Origin of the sequence: Limnohabitans sp. 2KL-27, from assembly GCF_001269345.1 — a bacterium.
Lineage (GTDB): Bacteria > Pseudomonadota > Gammaproteobacteria > Burkholderiales > Burkholderiaceae_C > Limnohabitans_A.
Map to the genome: position 1 here is coordinate 471,027 of NZ_CXOP01000002.1, position 14,061 is coordinate 485,087.

The 14,061-nt window shown below is 60.6% G+C and carries 13 protein-coding genes; 6 read left to right on the plus strand and 7 right to left on the minus strand.

Features of this window, described 5'->3' with window-relative positions; genetic code table 11:
• Window positions 1–5: 5 nt before the first annotated feature.
• The 3 genes from LHAB_RS04850 to senB are packed head-to-tail and all read right to left on the minus strand — an operon-like array spanning window position 6 to window position 4,032.
• The gene (locus tag LHAB_RS04850) at window positions 6–686 is read right to left on the minus strand and encodes a cupin domain-containing protein (protein ID WP_228763350.1); all 681 of its coding nucleotides are present in this window, start codon (window positions 684–686) and stop codon (window positions 6–8) included.
• A 6-nt stretch (window positions 687–692) separates the two neighbouring features.
• Window positions 693–3,059: a selenide, water dikinase SelD gene (selD, locus tag LHAB_RS04855; RefSeq protein ID WP_090044226.1), complete on the minus strand. Its 2,367-nt coding sequence runs from the start codon at window positions 3,057–3,059 to the stop codon at window positions 693–695.
• The gene (senB, locus tag LHAB_RS04860) at window positions 3,046–4,032 is read right to left on the minus strand and encodes a selenoneine biosynthesis selenosugar synthase SenB (protein ID WP_090044227.1); all 987 of its coding nucleotides are present in this window, start codon (window positions 4,030–4,032) and stop codon (window positions 3,046–3,048) included. The genes selD and senB overlap by 14 nt, the downstream gene beginning before the upstream one ends.
• 13 nt (window positions 4,033–4,045) lie before the next feature.
• On the opposite strand from senB, the gene senA reads away from it, so the two are divergent.
• A complete protein-coding gene (senA, locus tag LHAB_RS04865) occupies window positions 4,046–5,320 on the plus strand; it encodes a selenoneine synthase SenA (protein WP_090044228.1) in 1,275 nt (424 codons plus the stop codon).
• A gap of 5 nt (window positions 5,321–5,325) precedes the next feature.
• Here senA and LHAB_RS04870 read toward each other — a convergent pair whose 3' ends face one another.
• Both LHAB_RS04870 and LHAB_RS04875 read right to left on the minus strand, forming a co-directional pair.
• The gene (locus tag LHAB_RS04870; RefSeq protein ID WP_090044229.1) at window positions 5,326–6,339 is read right to left on the minus strand and encodes a Gfo/Idh/MocA family protein; all 1,014 of its coding nucleotides are present in this window, start codon (window positions 6,337–6,339) and stop codon (window positions 5,326–5,328) included.
• Window positions 6,336–7,235, minus strand: a complete 900-nt coding sequence (locus tag LHAB_RS04875) for an NAD(P)-dependent oxidoreductase (protein ID WP_090044230.1) — start codon at window positions 7,233–7,235, stop codon at window positions 6,336–6,338. The genes LHAB_RS04870 and LHAB_RS04875 overlap by 4 nt, the downstream gene beginning before the upstream one ends.
• A gap of 264 nt (window positions 7,236–7,499) precedes the next feature.
• Between LHAB_RS04875 and LHAB_RS04880 the strand changes: the two genes are divergently transcribed.
• The 4 genes from LHAB_RS04880 to LHAB_RS04895 all read left to right on the plus strand — a co-directional run bounded on the left by LHAB_RS04880 (window position 7,500) and on the right by LHAB_RS04895 (window position 11,221).
• Window positions 7,500–8,489, plus strand: a complete 990-nt coding sequence (locus LHAB_RS04880; protein ID WP_090044231.1) for a TRAP transporter substrate-binding protein — start codon at window positions 7,500–7,502, stop codon at window positions 8,487–8,489.
• Window positions 8,490–8,550: 61 nt separating this feature from the next.
• On the plus strand, window positions 8,551–9,042 hold the full coding sequence (locus tag LHAB_RS04885; RefSeq protein ID WP_090047688.1) for a TRAP transporter small permease: 492 nt from the start codon (window positions 8,551–8,553) through the stop codon (window positions 9,040–9,042).
• A 23-nt stretch (window positions 9,043–9,065) separates the two neighbouring features.
• Window positions 9,066–10,358 carry a TRAP transporter large permease gene (locus LHAB_RS04890; protein WP_228763351.1) on the plus strand — a complete coding sequence of 431 codons (1,293 nt, stop codon included), beginning with the start codon at window positions 9,066–9,068 and terminating at the stop codon, window positions 10,356–10,358.
• Between the two features lie 14 nt (window positions 10,359–10,372).
• Window positions 10,373–11,221 carry a TauD/TfdA dioxygenase family protein gene (locus LHAB_RS04895; RefSeq protein WP_090044233.1) on the plus strand — a complete coding sequence of 283 codons (849 nt, stop codon included), beginning with the start codon at window positions 10,373–10,375 and terminating at the stop codon, window positions 11,219–11,221.
• 3 nt (window positions 11,222–11,224) lie between these two features.
• On the opposite strand, the gene LHAB_RS04900 is transcribed toward LHAB_RS04895, so the two are convergent.
• Together LHAB_RS04900 and egtD are read right to left on the minus strand one after the other, a co-directional pair.
• A complete protein-coding gene (locus LHAB_RS04900) occupies window positions 11,225–11,989 on the minus strand; it encodes an SDR family NAD(P)-dependent oxidoreductase (protein ID WP_090047691.1) in 765 nt (254 codons plus the stop codon).
• Window positions 11,990–12,091: 102 nt separating this feature from the next.
• Entirely contained in the window at window positions 12,092–13,060 is a 969-nt protein-coding gene (gene egtD, locus LHAB_RS04905) for an L-histidine N(alpha)-methyltransferase (RefSeq protein WP_090044234.1), read from the minus strand.
• A 116-nt stretch (window positions 13,061–13,176) separates the two neighbouring features.
• Here egtD and LHAB_RS04910 point away from each other — a divergent pair, with 116 nt between their 5' ends.
• Window positions 13,177–14,046 carry a putative selenate ABC transporter substrate-binding protein gene (locus tag LHAB_RS04910; protein ID WP_194943101.1) on the plus strand — a complete coding sequence of 290 codons (870 nt, stop codon included), beginning with the start codon at window positions 13,177–13,179 and terminating at the stop codon, window positions 14,044–14,046.
• Window positions 14,047–14,061 lie beyond the last annotated feature (15 nt).

A 14,061-nucleotide genomic window follows, 5' to 3' on the forward strand; every position in this document is an offset into this window, starting at 1 on the left:
GGCTGTCACACGAGGTGCCCGGTTTTCACCAAAATCAAGCAGCCTTCGTGGCTGAAAGGTTGGTGCTGGCTCATGTGCGGGCTGCGCAACCAGCTGCCCTCGGGGTAGTCGCCATGCTCGTCCGAGAACACGCCTTCGACCACCAAGATCTCTTCGCCGCCCCAATGCCGGTGCGGGTTGAAAAACGTCTGCGGGGCCCAGCGCACCAGCGCGGTGTTTTGGGTCTCGAAGGTGTTCAGTGGCAAGACCTTCAGGCCCTCGACCATGCCTTGCCGCCATGCACTGCGGCGTGTGTCGATGACCACACGCTCGTCGTCGCGGGCATCCAGGTGGCGCAGCTTCACAAACAGCGTGCAGCCCTCGGGGGAGGATGGCGCGTGCTCGCTGCCTACCGGGTTCTTGATGTAAGTGCCGGGGCCGTACACGCCGTGTTCGTCGTGCAGCGTGCCGTCCAGCACCAAAATTTCTTCACCTCCGCCATGGGTGTGGCTGGCAAAGGCCGAACCTGGCGCGTAGCGCACGATGGACGTGGCGCGCGCCACTTCGCCGCCGTCGCGCTCGAGCATGCGGCGCGACACGCCTGCCGCTGGAGAAGCCACCCATTCGAGCGAGGGGCTGTGGATGATGCAGCGCTGGGTCAGGTCGGCATTCAGCGCGATGGGGTGCGTGAGGTGTTCGGAGCTCATGAGCGTTCAGGTTTTCAGCAGCACCGGCTCGATGGCATCGCCTTGCGCGGTGATGCGGCCGATGATGGCGGTGTGCGCGTAGCCGGCGGCCTGGAGTGCTTGCACGCAGCTGGCCGCTTGGGCCGCGGGCACGCTGGCCAGCAGGCCACCCGCGGTTTGTGGGTCGAACAGCAGGGGGTAGCGGGGGTCATGGATGAATTCATCGGCATTGCGCAGGGCGCGGCGCAGGCGCACATTGGCCGGTTGCAAGGAGCTGACGATGCCTGCTTGCACGCAGTCCACTGCACCGTCCAGCAGCGGCAGGGTGCTCAGGGTCAACTCGGCGTCCACACCGGACGGCCGGGTCATTTCCACCAGGTGACCCAGCAGGCCAAATCCGGTCAGGTCGGTGCAGGCGGTGGCCCCGTGGGTGCGCAAAATTTCTGCGCCCGATTGGTTGGACAGCACCATCGACTGCAGCGCCGCATCGATCCAGCGGCCGCGGGCCGCATGACGGGCATGTGCGGCAAACAAGGTGCCGGTGCCGATGGGTTTGGTCAAGAGCAGCACATCGCCCGGCTGCATGCCGCCCTTGCGCATCAAGCTGTCCATTTTTTCGTCGATCAGGCCGTTGATGGCAAAGCCCAGGGCCAACTCTGCGCCTTCACCCGTGTGCCCGCCTACCAGGGCGCAGCCTGCGGCATTGAGCACCTCGATGGCCCCGCCCATCATGTGGGTCAGCAGGTCTTCGACTTTGCTTTCCAGGCCAGGCGGGACGGTGACGATGGCGGTGGCGGTTTGTGGCGTGCCCCCCATGGCAAAAATATCGCCCAGTGCGTGGTTGGCCGCCACCTTGCCAAAGAGGTAAGGGTCGTCGATGAAGGCCCGGAAAAAGTCCACCGTCTGCACCACCGCCATGCCCGGCGGCACGCGCACCACGGCGGCGTCGTCCGGCGAATGCAGGCCGATCAGCACATCGGGCCGCTCCACCGGTTTCAGCTGCCCCAAGGCACGGGACAAAATGTTGGCGCCGACTTTGGCGCCGCAGCCTCCGCAGCGCATGGCGATGGCCGAGATGGCTTGCAGCGATTCTTCGGATGTCAAATTCAGCCGCGTGGTCGGGGCCTTGCCTTGGGCCTGGATGTCCTTGAGCAACTGGCCCATGGCCTGCAAGGCTTCGCGCACCTGGGCCCCGGGCTGGGCGGGCACGCCGGCCTCCGGCATGGCCGGCAACTCGTTGAAGCGGCGCATGAATGCCCGGTCGATGCGGTCCTTCCAGCGCCAAACCCATACCCCGGCCAAGTCCAATGAACCGCGCGAAGCCACAGCAAAGCGGTTGCCCGTCGAGATCAGGGCCAGCCAATGGCGTTGCGGCTTGTAGTTGACCAGTTTTTGGCCGCGCAAACTGCGACGCAAATTCTCGGCCAAGGGCTTGGCCATGCGCACGGCAAACACACCGGCTTTTTCCAGTGGGCGGTCCACCCATGAAGCGATGTCGCCCGCTGCGAACACCAGCGGGTCGTTCAGGCTTTGCAGCTGGGGGTTCACCAGAATGAAGCCTTGTTTGTCGAGCGCCAGACCCGTGCTTTGCAGCCAAGCGGGGCCGCCTGCTTGGGTGACCCACATGGTTTCGTCCGCGTCGAAGGTGCGGCCGTCGCGCGTGTGCAGGCAGCCGGGCGAGACTTGGACCACCTCGGCTTGGGTGTGCACCTCGACGTTGCGCTCTTGCAGGACCTTGGCAAACCGCGCCCGAACGCCTGTGTTGTGCGTAGGCAAGATCGTCTCGCCAGAGCTCAGTAAAACAAATTTCAGGTCTTCGGGGCTGCGCCCCAAAGCCTTGAGCTCGTGGCGCAAACGGTATTGCATGGACAGTAAAAGTTCCACGCCTCCTGCGCCAGCGCCCACCACCGCGATCGTCATGCGGCCTCGGTGAGCAGGCCACTGCCGCGCTTTGTCCAACAGGGTCAGCCAACGCTGGTTGAACTGTGCAATCGGTTTGACGGGTATAGCCAGCGTTTGCGCCCCCTCCACGTGCTGCACCTGGGGGGTAGAGCCAATGTTGATGGACAGCAGATCGTAGGCCACCGGTGGCCGGTTCTTGCAAATGACGGTTCGGGTTTTGCGGTCGATGCTCACCACGGCATCGCGGTACAACCGTGCGCCGGCAAAGGCGCACAGGCGACCCAGGTCGATGTGCACCTCGTCAAAGCTGTAGTGGCCCGAAATGTAGCCCGGCAGCATGCCCGAGTAAGGCGTGTCAATGTCGGTGCAGATCACGGTGATGCGCACGCCGGGCTCGGGCTTCATGGCGAACATGCGCAGCACGCCCACGTGGCTGTGGCCGCCGCCAACCAGCACCAGGTCGCGCATCACGGGTTGATCAGATGGTTTCATCAAGGGTCCAGAGGTCTTGCACCCAGCGGTGCAAAGCGGCACGTTCGGCCTGAGGTTCAAACAAGGGTGCACGCAAGGCGCACTGATGCCTCAAGTGTGCCACCAGGCTGTGGCCATCTTGCGGCGTCCTGCAAGCCTGTAAAAAATGGGCCAGCGCCTGCGCATCACCTGGCTCGAAAAAGCCTGCGTAATCTTCGCCCAAAAGCCCCACATTGCCGTCGATGCGCGAGGCCAGCACGGGCGTGCCGCTGCAAAGGGCCTCCATGAGCACATGCGCGCCGCCCTCCATGCGGCTGCAGTGCACCAGCAGGTGCGCGCGTTGGATGCGTTGCAGGGTTTGGGCATGGGGCAAAGCCCCCAGCCAGCGGTAATGCGGACACTGCGCTTGCGTGGCCTCTGCGGCCTGGCCCAACGCCGGGTCGAGCGCTGCGCCAATGTGGTCAATGAGCACGCCTGCGTCTGGGGGCAAGAGGCGCGCGGCAGCCATCAGGGTCAGCGGGTCTTTTTCTTCTCGCAAATGGCCCACCATGACCACGCGCAAGTGGCGAGTGGTTTTGGGCAGGGTCTGGCGCGTGCCGGTCGACTGAAAGATCACACGGGCCTTGGCTTGGTGGGCGCTGGGCAGGCTTCGGACGCCCAGACCTTGCAAGACCACCAACGAATGCGCCAGCGCCAGCGAGCGCTGCGCTTGCGGGTCGTGTGCGATGTCTCGGTAAAGGTCGGTGCCGGTCAGCACCAGGCCTAAGCCCCGCTGGCCATGCCGGGCGTGCCAAGCCTGCACCGCGTCGGCCGAGCGGCGGGCATGCAGGGCCAGCATGACATGGTCATCGCCAGCTTGCGCGTCCGGCCACTGGCGCACGATGCGGGCAGAATGTGCCGACAACAGCTGTTGCCAGCGGCGCGCGGTTTGCCAATTGCCGTTGTTGGCGTCGGCCAAGGCAGGACTGACAATCACCACTCGAAGTTTTTGCATGGGCGGGTTATACATGAATGGCAGTAACACGGCGGTGGCAGGGCAGACCACTGCAAGCGCATGCGCAGGCGGGCTCTATGACGGGTCTTTCTCGGGCTGCCTGGGGCTGGTGCACAGCGCCGTGCGCACGGCCAGTGCGGCGGATTTGGCCCTGGCCTTGCAACGCACCCGCAAGCGCACGCTGGGCCTGATGCAGGCCTGGCAAAACGCCATGCCCGATCTGTCGGTGCCGCCCTTGCCGGGCATGAACCCGCCTCTGTGGGAGTGGGGGCACATCGCTTGGTTTCAGGAGTGGTGGACGGTGCGCAACCGCCAGCGCCACATGGGCAGCCGCAGTGCCAGCGCTGGCGCGGGGTTTGACGCCTCACTGCTGAGTGATGCCGACCTGCTCTACAACTCGAGTGAAGTCGCACACGACAGCCGCTGGGCTTTGGCTTTGCCGGGTCTGGCCGGGACGCAGGACTATTTGGCGCAGGTGCTGCAGCGCAGCCTGGACCACCTGCAAGCGGCCCAGGCCACCAGCCCAAGTGTGGGCGATGAAGACCGGTATTTTTGGCGCTTGGTGTTGCAGCACGAGGACATGCACAACGAAGCCTCGGTCTACATGGCGCAAGACCTGGGGCTGCCTTTGCCGCCTGCCTTGTGTTGGCGTGAACCCGCATCCTGTGATGCGGGTGTCTATGAAACGCCCTTGGATCGGTCTGGGGTGATCCGGGTGCCCGCGCAGCTTTACACGCTGGGCCATGCGGGGCCAGGCTTCGCTTTCGACAACGAGCGGCGCGCCCATCCGGTCCCCGTGGCGGCTTTTGAGATGGATGCCGCAGCCGTGACCTGGGCGCGCTACTTGCCTTTTGTGCAGGCGACTGGCCACGCCTTGCCCCCTCATGTGCGCCTGGCGCAAGGGGTGTGGCAAGCGCAGCGCTTTGGCCAGTGGCATGCGTTGGACCTGCAGGCCCCAGCGGTGCATGTCAACGCGAACGATGCCCAAGCCTGGTGCGGGTGGGCCGGCAGGCGCTTGCCCACCGAGGCCGAATGGGAATGCGCGGCTCAGCAGCCCGACTTTGAATGGGGCCAAGTCTGGGAATGGACCGCCAGCGACTTTGCGCCTTATCCGGGTTTTGAAGTGCACCCCTACCGCGACTACTCAGCGCCCTGGTGGGACAAGCACCGCGTGCTGCGAGGGGCATGTGCTGCGACCTCGGCGCATGTGGTGGATGTGCGATACCGCAACTTCTTTGCGCCCGAGCGGCGTGACATCTTTGCCGGATTTCGCTCGGTGAGTATTTGATTATTTCAGTCCGAAGCCATCTGCCCCTTGCGCAGCAGTTCGTCGATCAGCATGTGGGTTTTCAGCGCATCCTCACCGGTGACCCGCGGCGCTCGCTTGTGGGCGATCGCATTGATGAAATCTGTGATCAGATCACGGTGCGGCTCGTGTGAAAAATCCATCATGTTGGCGCCACTGCCGGTGCCCTCTTCACTGCGCACGGTCAAGGACTCACCCTGGAGAAAGTTCACCTGCAGATCAGCCCCTGTGAGACGAGCACTGCCCAGCGTGCCAATGATTTCGATGGTTTCCGGGAATCCGGGGACCATGGCGGTGGTGGCCATGAGGTCGCCGGGTGCACCATTGCCCAAAACCAACAACGCACTGACATGGTCTTCGGTTTCCATCTGGTGCAAACGGGTTTGCCGCACCACCGAGGCCGTGACCGACTTCACCCCAACCAGCGCCTGAAACAGGTTCAGGGTATGGATGGCCTGGGTCAGCAGCACACCACCACCATCCCGTGCCAAGGTGCCTCTGCCCAGTTCGTTGTAATAGGCTTGCGATCGCCACCAAGGCACGCGCACCGATGCAGCCTGGATTTCACCCAGGCGCCCTGTATCCAGCACATCCTGCAAAACCAACGATGCTTCACGGAACCGGTGCTGCAAGACCACACCCAAATGCAGACCGCTTTGCCGGGCCAGGGCCACCAGCTGCTGTGACCGCTCAAGATTCAACTCGAGCGGTTTTTCGAGCAAGACATGTTTGTCCGCAGCAAAGCAACGCTGGCAAATGTCCAGGTGGGTGGACGGTGGCGTGGCCACAATGACCGCTTGGACCTGGGGGTCGCTCAGGACCACGTCCAACTCGCTGACCAAGCGCACAGGGCCGGTGTAAGGCCGAACGCGATCAGGGTGAGGGTGGCGCGTGACGGCATAACGCAGGTCAATGCGCTCGCTCAGGTCTTGTAGGCTGCGCAGATGCGGTTGGGTGGCCGCACCCAAGCCCACCAGGGCCATGCCCAGGCGGGGCGTCATCCGCGACCTTGCTCGATTTTGACCTGGTTGATTTGCGCTTGCGCCTTGACCAGAGAGGGCACCAATTCCTGGCCGTAACCCATAGCGCAGGCGGTCACCAGGCTCTGGTGCACGCTGGTGCCTACCAGAGAGGGCGCTTTCACGCTTTCGGTCAGGTGCACGTAGTAGCGCAGGTCTTTCGAGGCGTTGTTCAACTCGAACTTCAGACCGGTGTAATCGCCCTCTAGCGTTTTGGCCATGGCCTGAAACAAGCCCGAATTGACGGCACCGGCCGACACCACGCGCACCAGTTGCCCCACATCGATGCCCGCTTTGGCGCCGACGGCAAATGCTTCTGCTGCTGCTGTCGTGATGGCTTGACCCAAAAAGTTGTTGAGCAATTTGATGACGTGTGCTGCGCCCATTTCGCCGACATGAAAGATGTTCTCGCAGTAGGCCTTGAACACCGGCTCCAGGCGTGCGAAGACCTCGGGCGATGCGCCCACCATGGTGTTGAGCTTGCCGGCTTCGGCTTCGACCGGCGTGCGGGCCAAGGGCGCATCGACCAAGGTCATGCCCAAAGCCGCACAGCGTGCCGCCAGGCGGCGGGTGGAATCGGGTTCGCTGGTGGACGCGTCGACCACCACCAGGCCAGGACGGGCTTGACTGAACAGGCCGCTGGGCCCTTCGAGTGCAGCTTCGACCTGGGGCGAACCGGTCACGCAAATGATGACTGCATCACAGGCCGCCAGATCGGCATGGCGCTCCACCAGTTTGGCACCCGCGGTGAGCAGGTCCTGCAAAGGCTCGCGCCGTGAATGCGCCGTCAGGGAAACCTGGAAACCTTTGGCCAGCAAATTTTTGGCGATGCCGTGGCCCATCAGGCCCGAGGCGCCGATAAATCCAATGTGTTTCATGAACTTCTTTCGTATGATGAATGAAAAAGTACCCACGCCAAGTTCATTCCAAATGGCGCACCCGAAGGCCGCTTGGCCTGTGCACAGGTTCATGGTCAAGTTATCACTTTCGGTCAGGCACGTGCCAGTGCACGGGGACACGTTGGAGACAGTTGTGGTGATGACTCATGGTTTTCCCCAGCACTGTCGTAGGGGCTTTGGCCTACAGTGAAAAAACAGCAACGCCAACAAGTTGTTGTTCCGATCAATACAGGAGACATAGACATGAAAATTCTGAAACCTTTGCTGGGCGTGGTCCTCTCTTCGGTCATGGCCTTGAGCGCGCATGCACAACAAGCAGCCATCACGCTGCACGGCGCGTCACAGTTTGGTGACGACCATGCTTTCACCAAAACCATGGTCAAGTTCGAAGAGCTGGTCAAAAAATACTATGGCAAGCCCGTGAATTTTGTTTTGCACAAAAACAGTGAACTGGGCTTGGAGAAAGATTACTTTGCCTACATGAACCAGGGCAAGGCGGTGGACTTTGCGATTGTGTCGCCAGCCCACATGTCCACCTTCTCCAAAGCGGCGCCATTCATTGATGCGCCGTTTTTGTTCAGTGACCTGAACCACTGGAACAAGGTGCTGGACCAAGACATCCTCAAGCCGATTGCAGACGAAGTGGAGCAAAAAGCCGAAGTCAAATTGATCGGTTACGCCGGCGGCGGTGTGCGCAACATCTTCTCGAACAAATCGGCTGGCAATTTGGCCGACTTGAAGAACCTCAAGGTGCGCGTGCAAGGTGCGCCCATCTGGAGCCGCACCTTTGGCGCGGTGGGCATGACCCCCACGGTCATCGCCTACAACGAGGTGTACAACGCGATTCAAAATGGGGTCATTCAAGCCGGTGAAAACGAAGCCGCGGGCGTGGAAGCCATGAAGTTTTTTGAAGTGGCGCCCAACATCCTGATGACACGTCACGCCATCACCATCCGCCCCCTGTGCTTCTCAGTGAAAACGCTGAAAAAACTGCCTGCAGACCTGCAAGCCGCGATTGTGAAAGCAGGCAAGGAAGCGGGGGCATTTGGCCGTCAGATCGAGTCGTCTGAAGACCAAGCCAAGCTTGACAAGTACGCCAAGGAAGGCAAGCTCAAGCAGGTGCCTTTCGCACAACGTGCCGAAATGCAAAAGCTGGTGGATCCTGTGATGGCGGCTTATGCCAAAGAGGTGGGTGCGGACGCCATTTACACCAAGATCAATGCATTGAAGTGATGCACATTTGGGGCGGTGACCCATGGGTCACCGCCTTGTCGGCCGACCCAAGAAGTTGTTCATGAAAAAGCTGTTGTTCCTTGTCGATGCCTTGCTGTCTTATCTTCTGATTTTCACGGTCTTGCTTTTGCTGGTGCCCGTGAGCTTGCAGATTTTTTCCAGATACACCGATGTCATTCCCCGGTACATGTGGACCGAGGAAATGAGCCGCTTTTTCTTTGTTTGGCTGATCATGTTGGGTGCCACCTTGGGCGTGCGAGAAAAAATGCACTTTGATGTGGATTTTTTACCGAAATTGTCAGTCAAGGCCGATCGGGCCTTGCTCTTCATGAGTCAGCTTTTCATGCTGATTTTCTCCGGCGTGATTTTTTACTGGGGCATCGAATTCACCCAGTTTGGATGGAACCAGACCTCGGAGCTGGCCGACATGCCCATGTGGTGGATATTCATTGCCTGGCCGATTTCTGGCTTCTTATGGATGGTTTTCTTGTTGAACCACATGTTCAGCAAGTCTGTAGGTGATGAAAGTGTGAACCAGGAGTCAGTCGTTTGACCTCAGCATTGTTTTCGCCAGGAATGGCCGCCATTGTTCTCTTCGGAGCCTTCTTTTTTCTTTTGGCAATCCGGGTACCGGTGGCCTTTGCGTTGGGCTTGGCTTCCTTGCCAGTCCTTTTGTTGGAGCCTCGACTCTCACCGATGGTCTTGTTCAATGAGACCTTCAAAACCTACAACTCCTTCATTTTGTTGGCGGTGCCATTTTTCCTCTTGACCGCCAATTTGATGAACGGCGGCGGCATCACTGTGCGCATGATGCGGTTGTCCAGGGCACTGGTGGGGCACTTCCCGGGAGGTTTGGCACAGATCAATGTGCTGCTGTCGGTGTTTTTTGCAGGCATCTCGGGTTCGGCCAGCGCTGATGCGGCCGGGCAAGGCAAATTGTTCATCGAGGCACAGGTCAAGGAGGGTTATGACCTGTCGTTCTCGATCGCCGTCACAGCGGTATCGTCTGTGCTGGCGGTCATCATTCCTCCCTCCATTCTCATGGTGGTCTGGGGGGGCGTGATCTCCACTTCGATTGGTGCCATGTATTTGGCGGGCATTGTGCCGGGCGTGCTGTTGTGCCTGGCTCAAATGGCGACCGTGCACGCCTATTCGGTCAAGCGCAATTACCCGGTCTACCCGCGCGCCAACTTCACTGAAATTGTCAAATCAGCGCTTGTCGCCATTCCGGCCTTGCTCACCCCGGTGATCATCGTGGGGGGTATTTTGCTGGGCTGGTTCACGGCGACCGAGTCGGCCGCAGCGGCGGTGTTGTATGCCGCAGTGCTGTCCTTGTTGTTTTACCGTGAAATGGGTTTCAAACAGTTCATTGCTGCCGTGTTGGACACCGGAAAATTGTCGGCCGTGGCCTTGTTTTGTGTGGGCACAGCCTCGGTTTTTGGCTGGCTGTTGGCCTATTACCAAATTCCCAAAGCCTTGCTCACCAATGTCCAAGCATGGGGCATGGACGTGATTGGCGTTGGCATTTTCATTGCGGTGTCCTTCCTGATTGTGGGCTGTTTCCTGGATGCGATTCCCGCCATCATCATCGTGGGCACCACCTTGCAACCTTTGGCCCAATCGGTGGACATGCACCCTGTGCACTTTGCCATCATCGGCATTTTGTCTTTGGCCTTCGGCTTGGTCACACCACCTTATGGCATGTGTCTCATGATTTGTTGTGCGGTGGCCAAGGTGCCGCTCAGGTATGCCTTGAAGGACACCATGATCATGGTGGTGCCCATGCTGGTGGTGTTGTTTGCGGTGATCGTCTTTCCTGAAATTGCTTTGTTTCTTCCTCGGATCTTTTCGCCCGAAATGATCAACTGACAAAAGCCAATACCATGCCGTTGTTGACACCTTTGAGTGATGTTCTGGGCGCCCGCATCGACGGGCTGGATGTGTCCAAGCCTCTGGACGCCAGCCAACAGCAGTGGGTGGCGGATGCCTTGCATCGGCACGGTTTCATCGTGCTGAAAAACCAGTCGCTCACGCCCGCTCAAATGGTGGCATTTGCCAAACAGTGGGGCAGGCCATCGCCCCATGTCATTGACACTTTCCACCACCCGGAAGATGCCAACATCCTGATCCTCTCCAACGTGTTCAAGGACGGCAAGCCCACGGGGCTGGTGGATGCAGGCACGTATTTCCACACCGACTATTCGTATTTGGACGATGTGGCGCGTTGCACTATCTTGCACGCCCAGGACGTGCCGCCCGCACCCAACGGCACCACCTTTGCCAACCAGGCCAAGGCCTATGCCGATCTGCCGTCTGGCATGAAATCCAGAATCAAGGACCTCGTGGTCAAGCACCACTATGGCAACCGCGACGACCTGGACAAGCAGTCCCGAAGCGTGGCGTCTGTGCTCAATGCCGAGCAAGCCCAGCGGGTCAATTGGGTGCGTCACCCGCTGGTCAAACCCCACCCCTTCACTGGGCAGCCGGCCCTGTATGCCGTCAGCGGCAGCTCATTTGGGATTGAGGGCATGCCCGATGGCGAGGCCCTGGATTTGTTGCGCGAACTGGCGGCGCACGCCACGCAGGACAAATACTGCTACACCAACAACTACGAAAACGGCGATGTGATCGTCTGGGACAACGCCTTGCTGCTGCACAGCGCACCCTTGATCGACCTGACCCGGCCACGCACCCTGTGGCGCGTGACCGTGCTCAACCCATCAGGGCATTGACCCTCAGGGCATGTACTGCCCACCGTTGACGTCGATGATCTGCCCAGTCACATAACCCGACATTTGCTCGGACGCCAGGTACAGGAATGCACCGGCGCATTCATCGGCGGTGCCCAGTCGGTTCATGGGAATCGTGGCTTTGAAGCCTTCGAGCATTTGGGGCGTGGAAAACCGCTCATGGAACGGGGTGGTGATCACGCCGGGGGCAATCGCGTTGACGCGGATCTTGTCTTTGACCAGTTCCTTGGCCAAGCCTTTGGTCATGGTGGACACAAAGCCTTTGGAGCCGGCATACAGCGAAGCACCTGCTGCACCGCCATGTCTGGCTGCGACCGAGGTGACGTTGATGATGACGCCGCCTTGACCTTGCTTGCGCATGGCGCCTACCGCGGCAGCCGTGCACATCATGGCCGAGCGCACGTTCAGGTGCACCACGTTGTCAAACAGTTCATCCGTGATCTCTTCAATGGGCACCCGCTGGACCAAGGCACCAGCGTTGTTGATCAGGATGTCGATGCGACCAAAAGCCTTGACGGTTTCTTCGACCAGGCGATGGCATTGGGCGGTTTCGAGCACATTGCCTTGCAGCAAGACGGCCTGTGCGCCCGTGGCCTTGACGGCTTGGAGTACTTCTTCGCCAGGACCTTTGCTGCTGTTGTAATGCACGGCCACACGGGCACCCAGCTTGCCAAAGGCCACGGCAGCAGCGGCTCCGATGCCGGTGCTGGAGCCGGTGATCAACACCACTTTGTCTTTCAAATCGTTCAACATGCAAGTCTCCTGGTCATGGAATAAGTACACAGCAAGAGCGCCGTGGCCGATTCATTATGGGCACGCGTCCCATGCCGACCAATCAAATGGGTGACAAGCTCAGGCCGAGGCCCAAAACACCGCAAAGCGCTCGGCCGGATCGGTCCAGACGCGGGTTTGGGCAAACCCTGCCGAGCGCAACAAGGCTGCAAAGTTCGGCACCGTCCATTTGCAGGCGTTTTCTGTGTGGATGGTTTCGCCGCTGGCAAACAGGCGTTCGCCGCCCGGCCACCGCACCTGCACCGCTTGGCGTGCCTGCAGGTGCATTTCCACACGCGAGGCTTCGGCGTTGAAGCGCGACAGGTGCCGCCAGTCGCGCACTGCAAAGTTGCTGCCCACCAAGCGGTTGATGTGCAGCAGCAGGTTCAAGTCAAAGGCTGCCGTCACGCCCAAGGCGTCGTCGTAGGCCGCCTCCAACTCGGCCGCGTCCTTGAGCAAATCCACGCCAATCAGCAAGCCACTGCCCATGGCAGCGCCGCAAGCAAGGTGCAGACTTTGCAAAAAGCCCAAGGCCTGATCGGGCGTGAAGTTGCCGATGCTCGAGCCCGGGTAAAACAACACGCGTGGCTGCGCCGGGTCCAGGCCCAAGCCGGCTGGCAAATCCAGGCCGCCTGAAAAGTCGGTCCCCAAGCCGGTCATGACCAGGCCCGGGTGTTGGCGTTGCAGGCTGTCCAGGGCCTGACGCACAAAGTCCACCGAAATGTCCACCGCCACATAGCGCCCGGCTTGCAGCGGCCCCAGCAGTCGTCCGGCTTTTTCGCAGTTGCCCGCGCCCAGATCGATCCAGCAAGCCCCCGCGGGCAAATGCCGGGCCATGTCGGCACGGTGCAGGTGCATGAGCTGCGCCTCGGTGCGCGTCAGGTCGTACTCGGGCAGTTCGGTGATGGCTTCGAACAAGCGCGAGCCGAGGGCGTCGTACAGGTATTTGGGCGAGGTGAAGGCCTGCGGGGCGCTCAGGCCCTGCAAGAGTTCCAGTGCCACAGCGGCGGCGTTGTGCTGGTACAGCTGGATGAATTGGGGCGTGGTCATGCGTCATATTAAGTCACTGCGCGTGTCGCAGTCCTGCGCAGGTTTGGCCACTGCCTGGCGGGGTGCAAGGATTTCAGTGTGTAATCTGGGCTGTTTGTTTTTTTTGAAAAGCCACCATGACCCACGCCTTCTTCTCCAAACTCCTGTCCTCGGCCTGTGCGGGCTTTTTGGCTCTGTCGGCCATCAGCGCGGCCCAAGCCCAGACCACCTTGCGCGTGACGACCATCCCCGAGGAAGCAGCCACCGAGCAGGTGCGCAAGTTCACGCCCTTGGCCAATTACCTGGAAAAGCAGCTGGGCATGAAGGTGCAATTCACCCCCGTGACCGATTACCCCGCTGCGGTGGAATCGCTGGTGAACAAGAAGGTCGATGTGGTCTGGTTTGGCGGCTTCACCTTTGTGCAGGCCAGCATCCGCTCTGGCGGCAAAATCGTGCCCATTGCCCAACGCGAAGAAGACACGCGTTTTCAGTCGGTGTTCATCGCCAAGACCGACTCGGGCATCAAGACGCTGGCCGACATGAAGGGCAAACAAGTGTCTTTCGGCTCGCAAAGCAGCACCTCGGGCCACCTCATGCCGCGCAGCTTCTTGCTGCAGGCCAAGATCGAACCTGAAAAAGACTTCAAGCGCATCGCCTACAGTGGTGCACACGACGCCACCATCGCCTCGGTGGTCAGCGGCAAGGTCGATGCCGCTGCGCTCGACATCACGGTCTGGAAAAAGTTCGTGGCCGAGAACAAGGTCGACACCCAAGCTGTGAACGTGTTCTACACCACACCGCCTTACTTCAACTACAACTGGTCGGTCCACGCCGACATGCCCGCCGACTTGCGCGAAAAAATCAAGGCGGCCTTGTTGGCCCTGAACCCCGCCAACCCCGAGCACGCCGAAATCCTGAAGCTCAACCGCTCGACCCGCTATATCTCCACCACGCCCGACAACTACAAGGGTCTGGAGTCGGCCGCACGCAGCGCGGGCTTGCTCTAAAGCCTGAGCAGCGGC